The organism is Kinneretia sp. DJ1R-11 (assembly GCF_025717595.1).
Classification (GTDB): Bacteria; Pseudomonadota; Gammaproteobacteria; order Burkholderiales; family Burkholderiaceae_C; genus Paucibacter_A.
This window is the reverse complement of record NZ_JAJIRR010000015.1, coordinates 22,670-37,245: the sequence shown is the minus strand read 5'-3', so window position 1 is coordinate 37,245 and position 14,576 is coordinate 22,670. Positions and strand designations below refer to the sequence as shown.

Annotated in this window: 13 protein-coding genes; 3 read left to right on the top strand and 10 right to left on the bottom strand. The window is 65.1% G+C overall.

Annotated elements, in window-relative coordinates; translation table 11 throughout:
- Window positions 1–526 precede the first annotated feature (526 nt).
- The 3 genes from LNV23_RS20475 to LNV23_RS20465 all read left to right on the top strand — a co-directional run bounded on the left by LNV23_RS20475 (window position 527) and on the right by LNV23_RS20465 (window position 5,792).
- Window positions 527–3,433, top strand: a complete 2,907-nt coding sequence (locus LNV23_RS20475) for a ribonucleoside-diphosphate reductase subunit alpha (protein WP_263564692.1) — start codon at window positions 527–529, stop codon at window positions 3,431–3,433.
- 239 nt (window positions 3,434–3,672) lie between these two features.
- Entirely contained in the window at window positions 3,673–4,884 is a 1,212-nt protein-coding gene (locus LNV23_RS20470; protein ID WP_263564691.1) for a ribonucleotide-diphosphate reductase subunit beta, read from the top strand.
- A gap of 233 nt (window positions 4,885–5,117) precedes the next feature.
- Window positions 5,118–5,792: a histone H1 gene (locus LNV23_RS20465; protein WP_263517012.1), complete on the top strand. Its 675-nt coding sequence runs from the start codon at window positions 5,118–5,120 to the stop codon at window positions 5,790–5,792.
- A gap of 136 nt (window positions 5,793–5,928) precedes the next feature.
- On the opposite strand, the gene LNV23_RS20460 is transcribed toward LNV23_RS20465, so the two are convergent.
- The 10 genes from LNV23_RS20460 to LNV23_RS20415 all read right to left on the bottom strand — a co-directional run bounded on the left by LNV23_RS20460 (window position 5,929) and on the right by LNV23_RS20415 (window position 14,574).
- Entirely contained in the window at window positions 5,929–7,299 is a 1,371-nt protein-coding gene (locus LNV23_RS20460; RefSeq protein WP_263564690.1) for a zinc-ribbon and DUF3426 domain-containing protein, read from the bottom strand.
- Window positions 7,300–7,386: 87 nt separating this feature from the next.
- On the bottom strand, window positions 7,387–8,286 hold the full coding sequence (prmA, locus tag LNV23_RS20455; RefSeq protein ID WP_263564758.1) for a 50S ribosomal protein L11 methyltransferase: 900 nt from the start codon (window positions 8,284–8,286) through the stop codon (window positions 7,387–7,389).
- Window positions 8,287–8,333: 47 nt separating this feature from the next.
- Entirely contained in the window at window positions 8,334–9,683 is a 1,350-nt protein-coding gene (accC, locus tag LNV23_RS20450; protein ID WP_263564689.1) for an acetyl-CoA carboxylase biotin carboxylase subunit, read from the bottom strand.
- Between the two features lie 9 nt (window positions 9,684–9,692).
- Window positions 9,693–10,154: an acetyl-CoA carboxylase biotin carboxyl carrier protein gene (gene accB / locus LNV23_RS20445; RefSeq protein ID WP_263517015.1), complete on the bottom strand. Its 462-nt coding sequence runs from the start codon at window positions 10,152–10,154 to the stop codon at window positions 9,693–9,695.
- 69 nt (window positions 10,155–10,223) lie between these two features.
- Complete coding sequence (gene aroQ / locus LNV23_RS20440; protein WP_263564757.1) at window positions 10,224–10,679, bottom strand: type II 3-dehydroquinate dehydratase; 456 nt, start codon at window positions 10,677–10,679, stop codon at window positions 10,224–10,226.
- A 199-nt stretch (window positions 10,680–10,878) separates the two neighbouring features.
- Entirely contained in the window at window positions 10,879–11,475 is a 597-nt protein-coding gene (locus LNV23_RS20435; protein WP_263564688.1) for a TlpA disulfide reductase family protein, read from the bottom strand.
- Window positions 11,472–12,101 (bottom strand): hypothetical protein, encoded by a 630-nt coding sequence (locus tag LNV23_RS20430; RefSeq protein ID WP_263517018.1) that lies wholly within the window; start codon window positions 12,099–12,101, stop codon window positions 11,472–11,474. Before LNV23_RS20430 ends, LNV23_RS20435 begins: the two co-directional genes overlap by 4 nt.
- Before the next feature lie 6 nt (window positions 12,102–12,107).
- Entirely contained in the window at window positions 12,108–12,857 is a 750-nt protein-coding gene (gene mtgA / locus LNV23_RS20425) for a monofunctional biosynthetic peptidoglycan transglycosylase (protein ID WP_263564687.1), read from the bottom strand.
- The gene (aroE, locus tag LNV23_RS20420) at window positions 12,854–13,720 is read right to left on the bottom strand and encodes a shikimate dehydrogenase (RefSeq protein ID WP_263564686.1); all 867 of its coding nucleotides are present in this window, start codon (window positions 13,718–13,720) and stop codon (window positions 12,854–12,856) included. The genes mtgA and aroE overlap by 4 nt, the downstream gene beginning before the upstream one ends.
- On the bottom strand, window positions 13,717–14,574 hold the full coding sequence (locus LNV23_RS20415) for a TonB family protein (protein WP_263517021.1): 858 nt from the start codon (window positions 14,572–14,574) through the stop codon (window positions 13,717–13,719). Before LNV23_RS20415 ends, aroE begins: the two co-directional genes overlap by 4 nt.
- Between the last annotated feature and the right edge of the window lie 2 nt (window positions 14,575–14,576).

Below are 14,576 nucleotides of genomic sequence, written 5' to 3'. Positions count from 1 at the left end.
GCGCGACAGGGCCTCGCGGGGGGCGAGTACGGCCCTTGATTGCACGCCGGCAAAGACACCATCGCATAGCCACTTCGTACCGGCCCGTCAACGGGATAGATACGCTATTGGTAGTGCTTGAGGGGCTTCTCGCCCCCAGATATAGTGTCCGTCATGGTATCCTTCACGCTTGGCTGCGGTGCTCTGAATCGCCTGCTTGCTGCCCTCGGGCAGCTCGGGTGGGCGCAGAAACCCCGGTTCGCCGTCGAGGCTTCGGTGGCTGCTCAAGGTCTGGTTCAGGCCTTGCGGCAGCCAAGCAGGAGCAGGCGCCACCCGCTATGGATCGCGGGCTTCGGCGTCATCCTCGTAGCGTTCGGCCGACGGGCATCCTTGCTTTGCAAGGCAGCTGCCTCGGCCCTCAGCCAACAACAACCATTGCCAGACCCGATGCGGTCCGGCGTGTCTGAACGGAGCTTCACGGCTCCCGCTGCACGCCGCCGCATCGCCATGTATTTTTGAATCAAACGTGACACCCCAAGGAAGATCCATGCAGACACAAGCCGCTCCCGCTGTGAACCCGGCCCCCGAAGGCGCCAGCCGCCTGGCCTCGTCGACACTGAGTCTGGCCGCCCAGTCGGCCTTCCAGGCTTACCAGATCCTGCGCCGCAACGGCGCGGTGGTGGCCTTCGAGCCGAGCAAGATCGCCGTGGCCCTGATGAAGGCCTTCCTGGCCGTGCATGGCACGACCGGCGCGGCCTCGGCCAGCGTGCGTGAGACGGTGGACGGCCTGACCGAAGCGGTGGTGCGTGCCCTGCTGCGCTCGCGTCCGAGCGGCGGCACCTTCCACATCGAAGACATCCAGGACCAGGTGGAACTGGGCCTGATGCGCGGCGGCCACCATGAAGTGGCGCGTGCCTATGTGCTGTACCGCGAGCGTCGCTTCCAGGAGCGCCAGCGCCAGGGCGTGGTCGACACACCGCCGGCCGAGAACACCTTGACCGTGATTGACAACGGCCAGCGCGTGCCGCTGGACCTGCCGCATCTGCAAAGCTTGATCGTGTCCGCCTGCGCCAATCTGGGCGCTGACGTGAAGCCCGAGCCCATCCTGGCCGAGACCAAGCGCAATCTGTACGACGGCGTGCCGATCGACGAGGTGTACAAGGCCTCCATCTTGGCTGCTCGTACCCTGATCGAAAAAGACCCGGGCTACAGCCGCGCCACCGCGCGCCTGCTGCTGCACACCATCCGCCGCGAAGTGGTGGGCGGAGAGATCAGCCAAGAACAGATGCAAGAGCGTTACGCCGAATACTTCCCCAAGTACATCAAGAAGGGCGTGGCCGCTGAGTTGCTGGACGAGCGCCTGGGTCAGTACGACCTGGCCCGCCTGGGCGCCGCGCTCAAGGCCGAGCGCGATCTGCAGTTCGACTACCTGGGCCTGCAGACCCTGTATGACCGCTACTTCCAGCACATCGAAGACAAGCGCATCGAAATGCCGCAGGCTTTCTTCATGCGCGTGGCCATGGGCCTGGCACTCAACGAGATCGACCGCGAAGCCCGCGCCATCGAGTTCTACGAAGTGCTGTCGAGCTTCGACTTCATGTCCAGCACCCCGACCCTTTTCAACTCGGGCACGCGCCGCTCGCAGCTGTCGAGCTGCTACCTGACCACGGTGGCCGACGATCTGGACGGCATCTACGAGGCGCTAAAAGAGAACGCGCTGCTGAGCAAGTTCGCCGGTGGCCTGGGCAATGACTGGACCCCGGTGCGCGCCCTGGGCTCGCACATCAAGGGCACCAACGGCAAGTCGCAAGGCGTTGTGCCTTTCCTGAAGGTCGTCAACGACACGGCCGTGGCCGTGAACCAAGGCGGCAAGCGCAAGGGCGCCGTCTGCGCCTACCTGGAAAGCTGGCACCTGGACATCGAAGAATTCCTGGAGCTGCGCAAGAACACCGGCGATGACCGCCGCCGCACCCACGACATGAACACCGCGAACTGGATCCCCGATCTGTTCATGCGCCGTGTCATGGACGGTGGTGACTGGACCCTGTTCAGCCCCTCGACCTGCCCGGACCTGCACGACCTGTTCGGCAAGGCCTTCGAGACTGCCTACGTGGCTTACGAGGCCAAGGCCGACCGTGGCGAGATCAAGCTCTTCAAGCGTCTGCCGGCCAAGGACCTGTGGCGCCGCATGTTGTCCATGCTGTTCGAGACCGGCCATCCCTGGATCACCTTCAAGGACGCCTGCAATGTGCGCTCGCCCCAGCAGCATGTCGGCGTGGTGCACTCGAGCAACCTCTGCACCGAGATCACACTGAACACCAATGACAGCGAAATCGCCGTCTGCAATCTGGGCTCGGTCAACCTGGTCCAGCACTTGAAGGATGGCGGCGTGGATCACGCCAAGCTGAAGAAGACGATCTCGACGGCCATGCGCATGCTCGACAACGTCATCGACATCAACTACTACGCGGTCAAGAAGGCGCGTGACTCCAACCTGCGCCACCGTCCGGTGGGCCTGGGCTTGATGGGCTTCCAGGACGCGCTCTATGCGCTGCGCACACCTTACGCGTCCGACGCAGCGGTGGAGTTTGCCGACCGTTCGATGGAAGCGATCTGCTACTACGCCTACCAGGCCTCGACCGAGCTGGCCGAAGAGCGCGGCCGCTACTCCTCCTACCGCGGCTCGCTGTGGGATCGTGGCATCCTGCCGATCGACTCGCTGGAGCTGCTGGCTGAAGCGCGTGGCGGCTATGTGGAAGTCGACCGCTCGACCAGCATGGACTGGGACGCGCTGCGTGCCCGCATCGCCACCCACGGCATGCGCAACAGCAACTGCGTGGCCATCGCCCCGACCGCGACCATCTCCAACATCATCGGCGTGGACGCGTCGATCGAGCCTTGCTTCGGCAACCTCTCGGTCAAGTCCAATCTGTCGGGTGAGTTCACCGTCATCAACGAAGCGCTGGTGCGTGACCTCAAGGCCCTGGGTCTGTGGGACGACGTGATGGTCATGGACCTGAAGCACTTCGACGGTTCGCTGCGTCGCATCGACCGTGTGCCTGAAGAGCTGAAGAACCTCTATGCCACCGCCTTCGAAGTGGAAACGCAGTGGTTGGTGGAAGCCGCCGCGCGCCGTCAGAAGTGGATCGACCAGGCGCAGAGCCTGAACATCTATATGGCCGGTGCCTCTGGCAAGAAGCTCGACGAGACCTACAAGCTGGCCTGGCTGCGCGGCTTGAAGACCACCTACTACCTCCGCACCATGGGCGCGACCCACGCCGAGAAGAGCACGGTGACCAAGTCCGGTCAGCTCAATGCGGTGTCCTCCGGTGCCGCCGGCGGCATGGTGTCGGCACCGGTTGCTGCCGCTCCGGTGGCCGCCGAGCCCGAGCTTCCTGCCACCGACATGAAGTTCTGCTCGATCGACAACCCCGATTGCGAAGCTTGCCAGTAAGCGAATGAAAAAGAGGCGATCGCAAATCGCCTCTTTTTGTCTGTGGCCCGCGATGTCAATGTTCATCGATATCGCCGGCCGTTTGTATGCATAGATTTGAAGTTATGTGTTGAAGCGCCCGGTGTGCATTTGTTCCAGAAATCGATGCAGGCCAGCAACGCGCAAGGCGTCTTGATGTCAAGAAGTCCTTGGTGTTTGAACACAACACTCTGATAATTCGACACGATAGGAAGTCCACCATGTTGGTTTGGGAAGAAGACCTGAAGCCTGCTGATTCAGCCACTGCAAATGCCGCATCCAGCCCCGCTGCGAATGCGCGTGTTGATGCCTCCGTCGGCGCTGCAAACAGCGCCGCCCCGGCAGCTGGCCTAACCCCCTCCTCACCGGCCAGCGCCGCGGCCGTGCTGGCTGCGTCGCCGGCCCAGGCTGCCGAGCGTCGCGTCAAGGCCGCCGACAAACGCATCATCAACGGCCAGACCGACGTCAACCAGCTGGTGCCATTCAAGTACAAGTGGGCCTGGGAGAAGTACCTGGCCACCTGCGCCAACCACTGGATGCCGCAGGAAGTGAACATGTCGCGCGACATCGCGCTGTGGAAGAGCCCGAACGGCTTGTCTGAAGACGAGCGCCGCATCATCAAGCGCAATCTCGGCTTCTTCGTCACCGCCGATTCGCTGGCTGCCAACAACATCGTGCTGGGCACCTACCGCCACATCACGGCGCCCGAGTGCCGCCAGTTCCTGCTGCGCCAGGCCTTTGAAGAGGCCATCCACACTCACGCTTATCAGTACATCGTCGAGTCGTTGGGCCTGGATGAGGCCGAGATCTTCAATGCCTACAACGAAGTCAAGTCGATCCGCGACAAGGACGAGTTCCTGATCCCCTTCATCGGCGCGATCATGGACCCCAACTTCCACACCGGCACGCTGCAAACCGACCAGACCCTGCTGAAGAGCCTGATCGTGTTCGCCTGCTTGATGGAAGGTCTGTTCTTCTACGTCGGCTTCACCCAGATCCTGGCCATGGGCCGCCAGAACAAGATGACCGGTGCGGCAGAGCAGTACCAGTACATCCTGCGCGACGAGTCCATGCACTGCAACTTCGGCATCGACCTGATCAACCAGATCAAGCTCGAGAACCCGCAGCTCTGGACCGCCGAGTTCAAGGCCGAGATCAAGGCCTTGTTCATGAAGGCCGTCGAGCTCGAGTACGCCTACGCCGAAGACACCATGCCGCGTGGCGTGCTGGGCCTGAACGCATCGATGTTCAAGGGCTATCTGCGCTATATCGCCAACCGTCGTGCCACCCAGATCGGTCTGGAGGAGCTCTTCCCGAATGAAGAGAACCCATTCCCCTGGATGAGCGAAATGATTGACCTGAAGAAGGAACGCAACTTTTTCGAAACCCGCGTCATCGAATATCAAACCGGTGGTGCGCTGAGCTGGGACTGAAGCCGCGCGGGCCCTGGCCTTCGCACTCCATAGCAGTTCATCGAGAGAGATCAGAGACATTCGTAACCGCCATTTGCAGCGCCACCGGCCCGAGGCCGGTGCGCTCAAGCGGCATCCCGATTTACCGTACCGGAGCACTCCTCCTGGGTGACATCTGGACGGTGAATAACTGCGCTGCAGCGGCCTCGCTGACTGTAGGCAGTGCTCTTTTCACTTGATCAAGGAGAACTGAAATGGCAACTGCAAAGAAGGCTACGGCCAAGAAGGCCGCCGCTCCGGCGAAGAAGGCTGCTGCTGCACCGAAGGCTGCTGCACCGGCAAAGAAGGCTGCTGCTGCGCCTAAGGCCGCCGCACCGGCGAAGAAGGCTGCAGCTCCGGCCAAGAAGGCTGCTGCACCGGCGAAGAAGGCTGCGGCTCCTGCCAAGAAGGCTGCTGCACCGGCGAAGAAGGCCGCGGCTCCTGCCAAGAAGGCTGCTGCACCGGCGAAGAAGGCTGCCGCTCCTGCCAAGAAGGCAGCTGCACCGGCGAAGAAGGCTGCTGCTCCTGCCAAGAAGGCAGCTGCACCGGCGAAGAAGGCCGCTGCACCCGCCAAGAAGGCGGCAGCTCCTGCCAAGAAGGCCGCTGCACCCGCCAAGAAGGCCGCTGCGCCGATCAAGCCGCCCGTGAAGAAGGCTGCTGCGCCGATCAAGCCGCCGGTGAAGAAGGCCGCCGCGCCGATCAAGCCGCCGGTCAAGAAGGCTGCCGCTGCCCCCAAGGCCGCCGCTCCGAAGGCTGCTGCACCGAAGGCTGCTGCCGCCAAGCCGGCTGCCAAGAAGGCTGCTGCCAAGCCCGCTGCTGCTGCTCCCGCAGCCAAGACGGCGCTGAGCCCGCAAGCCGCATGGCCCTTCCCCACAGGCAACAAGCCCTGAGGAACAGGGTGACCGCAGCCGGCTTACGCCGGCTTGTGGTTTCCCGCTTCGAACCCGGCCTCGGCCGGGTTTTTTTACGCCGCTTGTTTTTGTTGTGGCCCAGCAGGTCGCAGCCGGTCAGCACCGACCGTGCCGCTCAAGGGTAGAAGAGTTCTACGCTGTATCCGCTCACGGCACGCTCGCCGGTAGTCAGGAGGGTGTTCACCGGCAGTTCACTGCTGGCCGCCAAGGCGTCCTTGCTCAAACCGAAATCCTGGGGCGACAGGGCCCGGCGTGCGATCAATTGGCCGCTGGCGTCGGTCAGGCTCAGTTCGACCCAGGGCAGGGCCAGTTCGAACTCGCTCTTGTTGCGCAGGCTCAAGGCCAGCTTGTAATGATGGCCTGAGCCGGCTTGGCTCAGCGCGCTGCTGTCGACGCTGAAACTTTCCAGTCTTTGCCAGGGCTTGAGTTCGCAGCGAGCCAGCTCACAGAAGGCTTGAAGGTCGGGGCGCAGCTGCGGATAGCGGGCCACCAAGGCATCGCGGAACTGCCAGGTCGCTTGCGCACCCAGGGCCACCAGGGCCAGGCCGCAAAGCAGTCCCAGGCTCAGCCGTACCCAGAGTCGCCCCCAAAGCGCGTGACTGCGAGTGGGTCTGAGGAATTCGGGCAGCTCGGCTGAGCCGGTCGTTTGAGTTCCAGTGGCGGCTGCAGCTGCGGAAGCTGACGCTGAATTCGCTTGCGCGGCTGCTTCGGCTTCGGCCAGCAACTCGCCGCCGGCGCCCAACGTGGTCGCCTGAAAGCCGTGATCGTCTTCCTCGACGGTATTCGATGCTTTCGGCTCATGGGCTGCTGCAGCGCCCCGGTTCAGCTGGGCTTGGCGCTCGCTTTCCGCCAACATCGCCGATTCGATCTCGGCCGCGATCTCGGCGCGCTGCTTGGCCTGCGCTTGCTCAGCGAGCAGCCGCGCCATTTCCTCCTGAACTTCCTGCTCGATCTGCTGTTCGATCTCAGGCTCGGTCCAAGGCGGTGCTGCATCCTGCGGTGACGCGGCCGGAGGGGCGCCAGGCGCTGGCTCATCGATCCAGCGCGGCTCATGGCGCGAGTCCATGGCGGCGGCGACGATGGAGTCGTGCGCGCCGAAATCCATGCGCGGGCTGCCAGGGTCGCTCAGCTCAAGGCGCGGGTGTTCGGTTTCGGCGGCGAAGTCGACTTCGCTCGGAGCGGGCGGTGCCCGGCGGATGTTCAAGTCGGGTTCGGGAGCAGGTTTGACCACGGCCTTGGCGGGCGCTGGCGCGTGCTGGCGCTCGTCGCGCATGGCCAGGTCCATGGCCGGGGTGGCCAGGGCGGCCGGCGCGGGAACGGGTGGCCAGGGCGGCGGCGCTTCCAGGTCGATGTCGAACAACTGCTCGCGGGCGTCGAAAACTTCGGCGCAGCGGCCGCAGCGCACCCAGCCTTCCGAGACCCGGAGCTGGTCTTCCACGACGCGGAAAATGGTTCCGCAGGCGGTGCAACGGGTGGCAAGACTCATGGCGTGATCATGCCATGAGTCCGCCGAGGCTCAGGGCTAGGCAAGCCCGAACTCGATCGCGAATTCGGGCTCCGCACCATGCCCGAATCAAGCCGCAGGGCGCTGTGCCGTCATCAGAATCCAGCCCTCTTCCTCGTCGCTGACGTCCAGCTTCAGCCAGGGGGCGTAGGCTTCCTTCAGTTCTTCGGCCTGGCGGGCCAGGATGCCGGCCAGAATCAGGTGGGCACCTGGCGCCAGATGAGCGGCCAGCAGCGGTGCCAGCAGCTTCAGCGGCGTGGCCAGGATATTGGCCATGACCAGCGGGTACTCGCCTTGCGCGGCGTCCGGCAGAGCGGCGGTCAAGTTGACCTGATTGGCCTTGGCATTGTCCCGGCTGGCGGTGATGGCCGCCGGGTCGATGTCGACCGCGTCGATGTTCTGCGCGCCATGCAGAGCCGCGCCGATGGCCAGAATGCCGGAGCCGCAGCCGTAGTCCAGCACGCGGGTCCAGCCGGGGCTGAGCTCGCTGTGGGTGGCGATCCAGCGCAGGCACATGCGGGTGGTCGGGTGGGTGCCGGTGCCAAAGGCCAGGCCCGGGTCCAGGCGCATGATGCGCTGGGCCTGGGCCGGGGCCTCATGCCAGGATGGCACGATCCAGAACTCGGGCGTGATCTCGACCGGCGCGAACTGCGACTGCGTCAAGCGCACCCAGTCCTGCTCGGCCACCGCCTGGATCGCCTGCACATGGACATCGGCCGCCCAATCCTGGCTCAGGATCAGGGTGGCGCATTCGGTGGCTTCGTTCTCGTCCGGGAACAAGGCCTTGACCACCGAGCGCTGCCAGCCGCCGCGCGGCGCCGGCATGCCGGGTTCGCCGAACAGGGCTTTCTCGGCATCGGTGTCGGCATCGGCGTCTTCCACCGACACCGCCAGCGCGTCCAGCTCCATCAGCGCATCGCTGACGGTCTCGACATCATCCTCGCCGCAGATCAGCAGCAGCTCGTGCAGCGTGGCCGGGTTCGGCTCGTCGGCCGAGTCTTGTGCAGTGGTGTCGCTCATCGCTTGTGTTGGCTCATCCAGCCTTCGAGGTAATGGATGTTGGTGCCGCCTTCGACAAACTTGGCGTCCACCATCAGCTCGCGGTGCAGCGGGATGTTGGTCAGGATGCCTTCGACCACGGTCTCGCTCAGGGCGATGCGCATGCGGGCCAGGGCCTGTTCGCGGGTGTCGCCGTGAACGATGATCTTGCCGATCATCGAGTCGTAGTGCGGCGGCACGACGTAGTTGGTGTAGACATGCGAGTCGACGCGCACACCCGGGCCGCCCGGTGCGTGCCACATCGTGATGCGGCCCGGCGAGGGCGTGAACTTGAACGGGTCTTCGGCATTGATGCGGCACTCGATGGCGTGGCCGCGCATCGTGATATTGCGCTGGGTGAAGGGCAGCTTCTCGCCGGCCGCCACCTTGATCTGCATCTGCACGATGTCGATGCCGGTCACCAATTCCGTCACCGGATGCTCCACCTGCACGCGGGTGTTCATCTCGATGAAATAGAACTCGCCGTTTTCGTACAGGAACTCGAAGGTACCGGCACCGCGGTAGTTCATCTTGCGGCAGGCGGCGGCGCAGCGGTCACCGATCTTTTCGATGATGCGGCGCGGGATGCCCGGTGCCGGTGCTTCTTCCAGGATCTTCTGATGGCGGCGCTGCATGGAACAGTCGCGCTCGCCCAGCCAGACCGCGCTCTTGTGCTCGTCGGCCAGCACCTGAATCTCGATATGGCGAGGGTTCTCGAGGAACTTCTCCATATAGACCTGGGGGTTGCCGAAGGCGGCACCGGCTTCGGTGCGCGTCATCTGCACGGCATTGACCAGCGCAGCTTCGGTGTGCACGACACGCATGCCGCGGCCACCGCCGCCACCAGCGGCCTTGATGATGACCGGGTAGCCGATCGAGCGGGCGATCTTGATGATCTCCTTCGGGTCCTCGGGCAGGGCGCCTTCGGAGCCCGGCACGCAGGGCACGCCGGCGCGGATCATGGCCTGCTTGGCCGAGACCTTGTCGCCCATCATGCGGATGGATTCAGGCGTCGGGCCGATGAAGGTGAATCCGCTGCGCTCGACACGCTCGGCAAAGTCGGCGTTCTCACTCAGGAAACCGTAGCCGGGGTGGATGGCCTCGGCGTCGGTGACCTCGGCCGTGGCGATGATGGCCGGCATGCTGAGGTAGCTTTGCGCGGACGCGGCCGGGCCGATGCAGACGGCCTCGTCGGCCAGCTTCACATACTTGGCGTCGCGGTCAGCTTCCGAGTAGACGACCACCGACTTGACGCCCAGCTCGCGGCAGGCGCGCTGAATCCGCAAGGCGATCTCGCCTCGGTTGGCAATCAGAATCTTCTTGAACATCGCAGGTCCTTATTCGATGACGAACAAGGGTTGACCGAATTCGACGGGCTGGCCGTTTTCGCACAGCACCTTGGTGATGGTGCCGCTGAAATCTGCATCGATCTCGTTCATGATCTTCATCGCTTCGATGATGCAGATCGCCTCGCCTTCCTTGATCTGCTGGCCGACTTCAGCGAAGGGCTTGGCGTTCGGGCCGGAGGCGCGATAGAAGGTGCCGACCATGGGCGACTTGACGATGTGGCCGGTTTCGGCCGGAGCTGCGACAGGCGCTGCGACCACCGGTGCTGCGGCGGCCACGGGTGCGGCGGCTGCGACCGGTGCGGCGGCGGGTGCTGCCATCATCATGGGCACGGCCACCGAGCCATCCGACTTGACGATGCGGACCTTGCCGTCGGCTTCGGTGATCTCGAGTTCCGAGATGTTCGACTCGGACACCAAATCGATCAGGGTCTTGAGCTTGCGCAGATCCATAGAATTTCTCCAGCGAATTGATATTTATTGTTGGTGAAACAGGGCGGCCGGATGGGCCGCCACCCTCGACTACTGCTTGTGTTGCGCTTGTGTCTGCAACTGCGTCAGTGCGTAATTCAGTGCCAGCCGGTAACCTTGGGCGCCCAGGCCGCAGATCACGCCCACCGCGAGCTCGGAAAAATAGCTGTGCTGGCGGAAGGCTTCGCGCTTGTGGACGTTGGACAGATGGACTTCGATGAAAGGCAGGGCCACGGCGGCCAAAGCGTCCCGGATGGCCACGCTGGTGTGCGTGTAGGCCGCCGGGTTGATGATGATGAAGCGGCAGCCGTCTTGCGCGGCGGCCTGAATCCGGTCCACCAGCGCACCTTCGTGGTTGCTCTGGAAGGATTTTAGTTCAGCTCCGGCATTGGTTGCCATCTCAGCCAAATCAGCGTCAATTTGCGCCAAAGTCTGTGATCCATACACCCCTGGCTCCCGGGTTCCGAGGAGGTTGAGGTTGGGGCCATGAATGACGAGAATTTGCATCGGCAAGGTCTTGGGCGGCCGCACTCAAATTTAGAGCCCGGACACTAGAAGCGAAGAAGGCCGGACTTTACGCGTTTTAGGGGGCGATCGAGACGGCTCGCCGTAAATAAATCGCTTGACCCTTTTGCGCAAATACGCTTGCCCAAGTCCTGGCTTCCGCCCGCCAGAAGTGCGCCGCAAGCGCCGGTGGCTTCTTCAATCAGACCGTTTTTGCGGCCAGCTCGCGCAGTTCACTGAGGCTGGTGGCACCAGTTTTGCGCCAGATGATGCGGCCATCGCGGCCCAGGGCGATGCTGAAGGGCAGGCCGCCGTTGCTGTTGCCCAGTGTGCGGGCCAGCTGGGCGCCGGTCAATCCGGCCATGCCCTGGGGGAAGTCCAGGGGCAGCTTCTTGAGGAACTCGCGCACCGGCGTGGGTGCGTCGACGGCGAGGCCCAGCACCTGCCAGCCCTTGGGCTTGAACTCGTGCTGGAACTCGGCCAGCTCGGGCAGTTCCTTGACGCAGGGCGGGCACCAGGTGGCCCAGAAGTTCAGGAGCACAAGCTGGCCCCGGTAGTCGGCCAGGCGCAGATCACCGCCCTCCGGTCGCTCAAAACTGGCGGCCCAGAGCTCGGTCTCGGCCGGCGGCAGGGCGGCGGCAGGCACGGCCGCAGCGGGGGCAGGCGCCTGAGGTGCTGTGCGCACGCCGAGGTAGAGGCCGCCCAGACCGGCGGCGCCGGCCAGAGCGCGCAAGGCCCAGCGGCGCCCGCTGGAGACGGGCGGCGTGTCGTGCTCGGGCGAAGGAGTCTGGCTGCTCATGGGAGGCGGTCGCTTTCAGGTTCGGTGGGTTCGTTCAGCAGGCGCTGCAGGGCGGCCAGGTCGCCGCGCTCGCTGCGGCCCCGGCTGTCCAGCTTGAGGGCGCCACGCAAATCGTCGAAGTCCAGGATGCTCAGGTGCACCGTGACCTGCTCCTGCAGCGCCCGGCAGGGCGCGGCGAGCGAGAGCACATCGATCTGGCGGCCGCGGGCATCGTGGGTGGCGCCGACTTCGTAGTCCACGCCCAGATTGATCAGGCCGATTTCGGCAGCCTTGCTGTCGTCGCAATAGAGCTGGAGGTGGATGTTGTTCAGGCGCGTGGCCGTGCCGCGCCAGACGGCGCCGCAGAGATGCGGGCGGAACTCGGCCAGGCGCGCCATCCACTGCGCGGCCAGCTCGCGCAAGGCGCGCAGCTCGGCCGGCTGGGTGTCGGCACAGAAGATGGCCAGGTACTCGCGGACCTCGTCTTCCAACTCTTCGTTGCTGGGCAAGGCCGCACGGCCATGGCGGCTCAGGCCCAGCACCTTCAGCGCTCGCTGCTTGGCCGGCCCGTATTCCATGCCTTCCTCTACCACCAGGCGGGCGGCCGTGGCGGCGATTTCTTGGCTGAGGGTGGATTCGCTGTTCATCGCCGCTCAGGGTAGCTCAACCGCCGGCATGCGCGCTTCGATGGTCGCGGCGCGCGACAGCACATAAGGCGAAGCCGGGCGCTTCTCGAAGCGCTTGGGTGCCGGCAGCATCACGGCCAAGCGAGCGGCCTGGTTGGCACTGAGCCGGCTGGCATCGAGTCGGAAATAGTTTCGGGCAGCGGCTTGAGCGCCGAACAGGCCTTCACCCCATTCGACATTGTTCAGATAGATGTCCAGGATGCGCTGCTTGCTCAGCAGCCCCTCCAACATATAAGTGATGACGATTTCCTGGGCCTTGCGCACGAAGTTGCGCTCGCCGCTGAGAAACAGGTTCTTGGCCAGCTGCTGGGTGATGGTGGAGCCGCCGACCACCTTGGCCGGCTTCACGGTCTTGGCGGCCGGGCCGACCTGGGCCAGCTTCTTTTCCAGCTTGGCCTGGGCGCGCTGGTTGCGTTCCCAGGCTTTCTCCAGCGCTTCCCAGTCCACGCCGCCATGCTCGGCAAAGCTGGCGTCTTCGCTGGCGATCACGGCGCGACGCAGCTGAGGCGAGAGTGCCTCGCCATCCACCCATTGCTGGCTCCAGGGCAGGCGCCCTTGCTCGCTGAGGATGCGCCAGGCCTCGGCGCGCTGGAAGGTGGTGGACTGCGGCGCCAGCACATTCATCAGCGCGATGCGCCCGGCAAAGTAGAGCTGCAAGGCCAGGGCGCCCAGCAGCAGCAGGGCGGCCAGCCGGGTCAAGAAGCGCAAAGGCTTCATGGCTTTGAAGCCAGTTCCTGGCGCAGCGCTTGCAGCACCGGGCCGGTGTCCGGCCGCTTGCCGCGCCAGAGGGCAAAGGCTTCGGCCGCCTGCTCGACCAGCATGCCCAGGCCGTCGCGACCCTCGGCGCCTTGGGCGGCGGCCCAGGCCAGGAAGGGCGCGGCCGCTGGGCCATACATCATGTCCAGGGCCAAGGCGCCGGGGGCCAGCACGCCGTCCGCCACCGGCACGGCGGCGCCGGCCAGGCTGGCACTGGTGCCATTGATCAAGATCTGGAAGCCCTGGCCACAGTCTTGCAAGCTGCGGGCCTGCAGGGCCACGCCATGCTGTTCGGCCCAGTCGGCATGCTGGGCGACCAGGGCGGCGGCTTTGTCTACGCTGCGGTTGGCCACGGTGATGGCGGCCGGTCGGGCGCTGATCAGGCTGCCCAGCACGCCGGCCGAGGCGCCACCGGCGCCCAGCAGCAAGACCGTTTGTCCGGCCAGGCTGCGAGCGGCGTTGTGCTCGATGTCGCGCACCAGACCGGCGCCGTCGGTGTTGTCGCCCAACCAGGCGGGCCGGCCGTCCGCGTCGCTGTCGAATCGCAAGGTGTTGACCGCGCCGGCCAGGCGGGCGCGTTCGCTGAGCCGCGCGGCCAGGGCGTGAGCCTCGAACTTGAAGGGCACGGTGATGTTGCAGCCGCGGGCGCCGCTGGCGGCGAAGGCCTGAACGGTGGCGGCAAAGTCGTCCAAGGGGCAGAGCAGGCGCTCGTAGCTCAGGGCTTCGCCGGTCTGGGCGGCGAACTGGGCGTGGATGACCGGCGAGCGGCTGTGGGCCACCGGGTTGCCGGCCACGGCATACAGATCCATAGCAGGCGCACTCATGGTTGCGGGCTCAAGGTGGTTTCCAGCCCGTCTTCGCGGGTGAAGCGGAAGCGCGAGCTGATCACCAGCACTTCCGCACCCTTGCGCATGGCCTGGGTGAAGTTGCCGAAGGGGCTGGCCGCGCGCACGATGGCCACGGCGCGGCGGTCCAGTGTCTTGTTGCCCGAGGAGGCAACGATGTCGGTCTCGATCACGCGGCCGAGGTGGTCCACATGGATGTTCATGGTCAGCTCTCCGTACAGCTTGCGGCCTTTGGAGGTGGGGAAGTCGCGCGTGCCGCGGGCCTCGACCTTGCGGCGCAAGAGGTCGTAGTACTGGGCGTAGACGACTTCGCGCGTGGCCGGGCTGACATAGCGTTTGCGCGGCCGGGCGTTCTCTTCGTTGACCCGCCGTTCGATCTCGGCCAGCAGCTGCACCAGCTGGCGGCGGCGTTCGGCCTGCTCGCGCGCCTCGGTCGTGCCGCGGTCGCGTTCGGGGTCGGGCGGGGGCAGCATGGACAGCTCGCGGCGCACCCGGCTCAGCAGCTGCTGTTGCTGCTGCTGCAGCTCGGCGATCTGAGCATGCTGCACCTCATTGGCCTCGCCCACTTCCAGCAGTTTGGACGGTGGCAAGGGCGAAGTGGCGCGGCCGGACTCGGCCTGGCCGCCACCGGCCAGATTCGCCTGGGCCAGGGCCTGCGCCTTGGTCGGCGGCTCGGTGCTGCGGCTGTTGACCAGCACGACCTCGAGCGGCGTTTCCTCAAACAGGCGATTGAAGCGCTCCGGGTCCACCCAGCGGAACGCCAGCAGACCGGCATGCACAGCGGCCGAAACGAGCAGCGCGATCTGCAGGGTGGAGAACGGGCCGCGCCGCATCG

Coding starts and splice junctions, on each gene's coding strand:
- accB (WP_263517015.1), bottom strand. CDS start 10,154: ATGGATCTGCGCAAGCTCAAGACCCTGATCGATTTGGTGTCCGAGTCG.
- LNV23_RS20415 (WP_263517021.1), bottom strand. CDS start 14,574: ATGCGGCGCGGCCCGTTCTCCACCCTGCAGATCGCGCTGCTCGTTTCG.
- accC (WP_263564689.1), bottom strand. CDS start 9,683: ATGTTCAAGAAGATTCTGATTGCCAACCGAGGCGAGATCGCCTTGCGG.
- mtgA (WP_263564687.1), bottom strand. CDS start 12,857: ATGAAGCCTTTGCGCTTCTTGACCCGGCTGGCCGCCCTGCTGCTGCTG.
- LNV23_RS20470 (WP_263564691.1), top strand. CDS start 3,673: ATGTTGGTTTGGGAAGAAGACCTGAAGCCTGCTGATTCAGCCACTGCA.
- LNV23_RS20435 (WP_263564688.1), bottom strand. CDS start 11,475: ATGAGCAGCCAGACTCCTTCGCCCGAGCACGACACGCCGCCCGTCTCC.
- aroQ (WP_263564757.1), bottom strand. CDS start 10,679: ATGCAAATTCTCGTCATTCATGGCCCCAACCTCAACCTCCTCGGAACC.
- LNV23_RS20460 (WP_263564690.1), bottom strand. CDS start 7,299: ATGAGTCTTGCCACCCGTTGCACCGCCTGCGGAACCATTTTCCGCGTC.
- aroE (WP_263564686.1), bottom strand. CDS start 13,720: ATGAGTGCGCCTGCTATGGATCTGTATGCCGTGGCCGGCAACCCGGTG.
- LNV23_RS20475 (WP_263564692.1), top strand. CDS start 527: ATGCAGACACAAGCCGCTCCCGCTGTGAACCCGGCCCCCGAAGGCGCC.
- LNV23_RS20465 (WP_263517012.1), top strand. CDS start 5,118: ATGGCAACTGCAAAGAAGGCTACGGCCAAGAAGGCCGCCGCTCCGGCG.
- LNV23_RS20430 (WP_263517018.1), bottom strand. CDS start 12,101: ATGAACAGCGAATCCACCCTCAGCCAAGAAATCGCCGCCACGGCCGCC.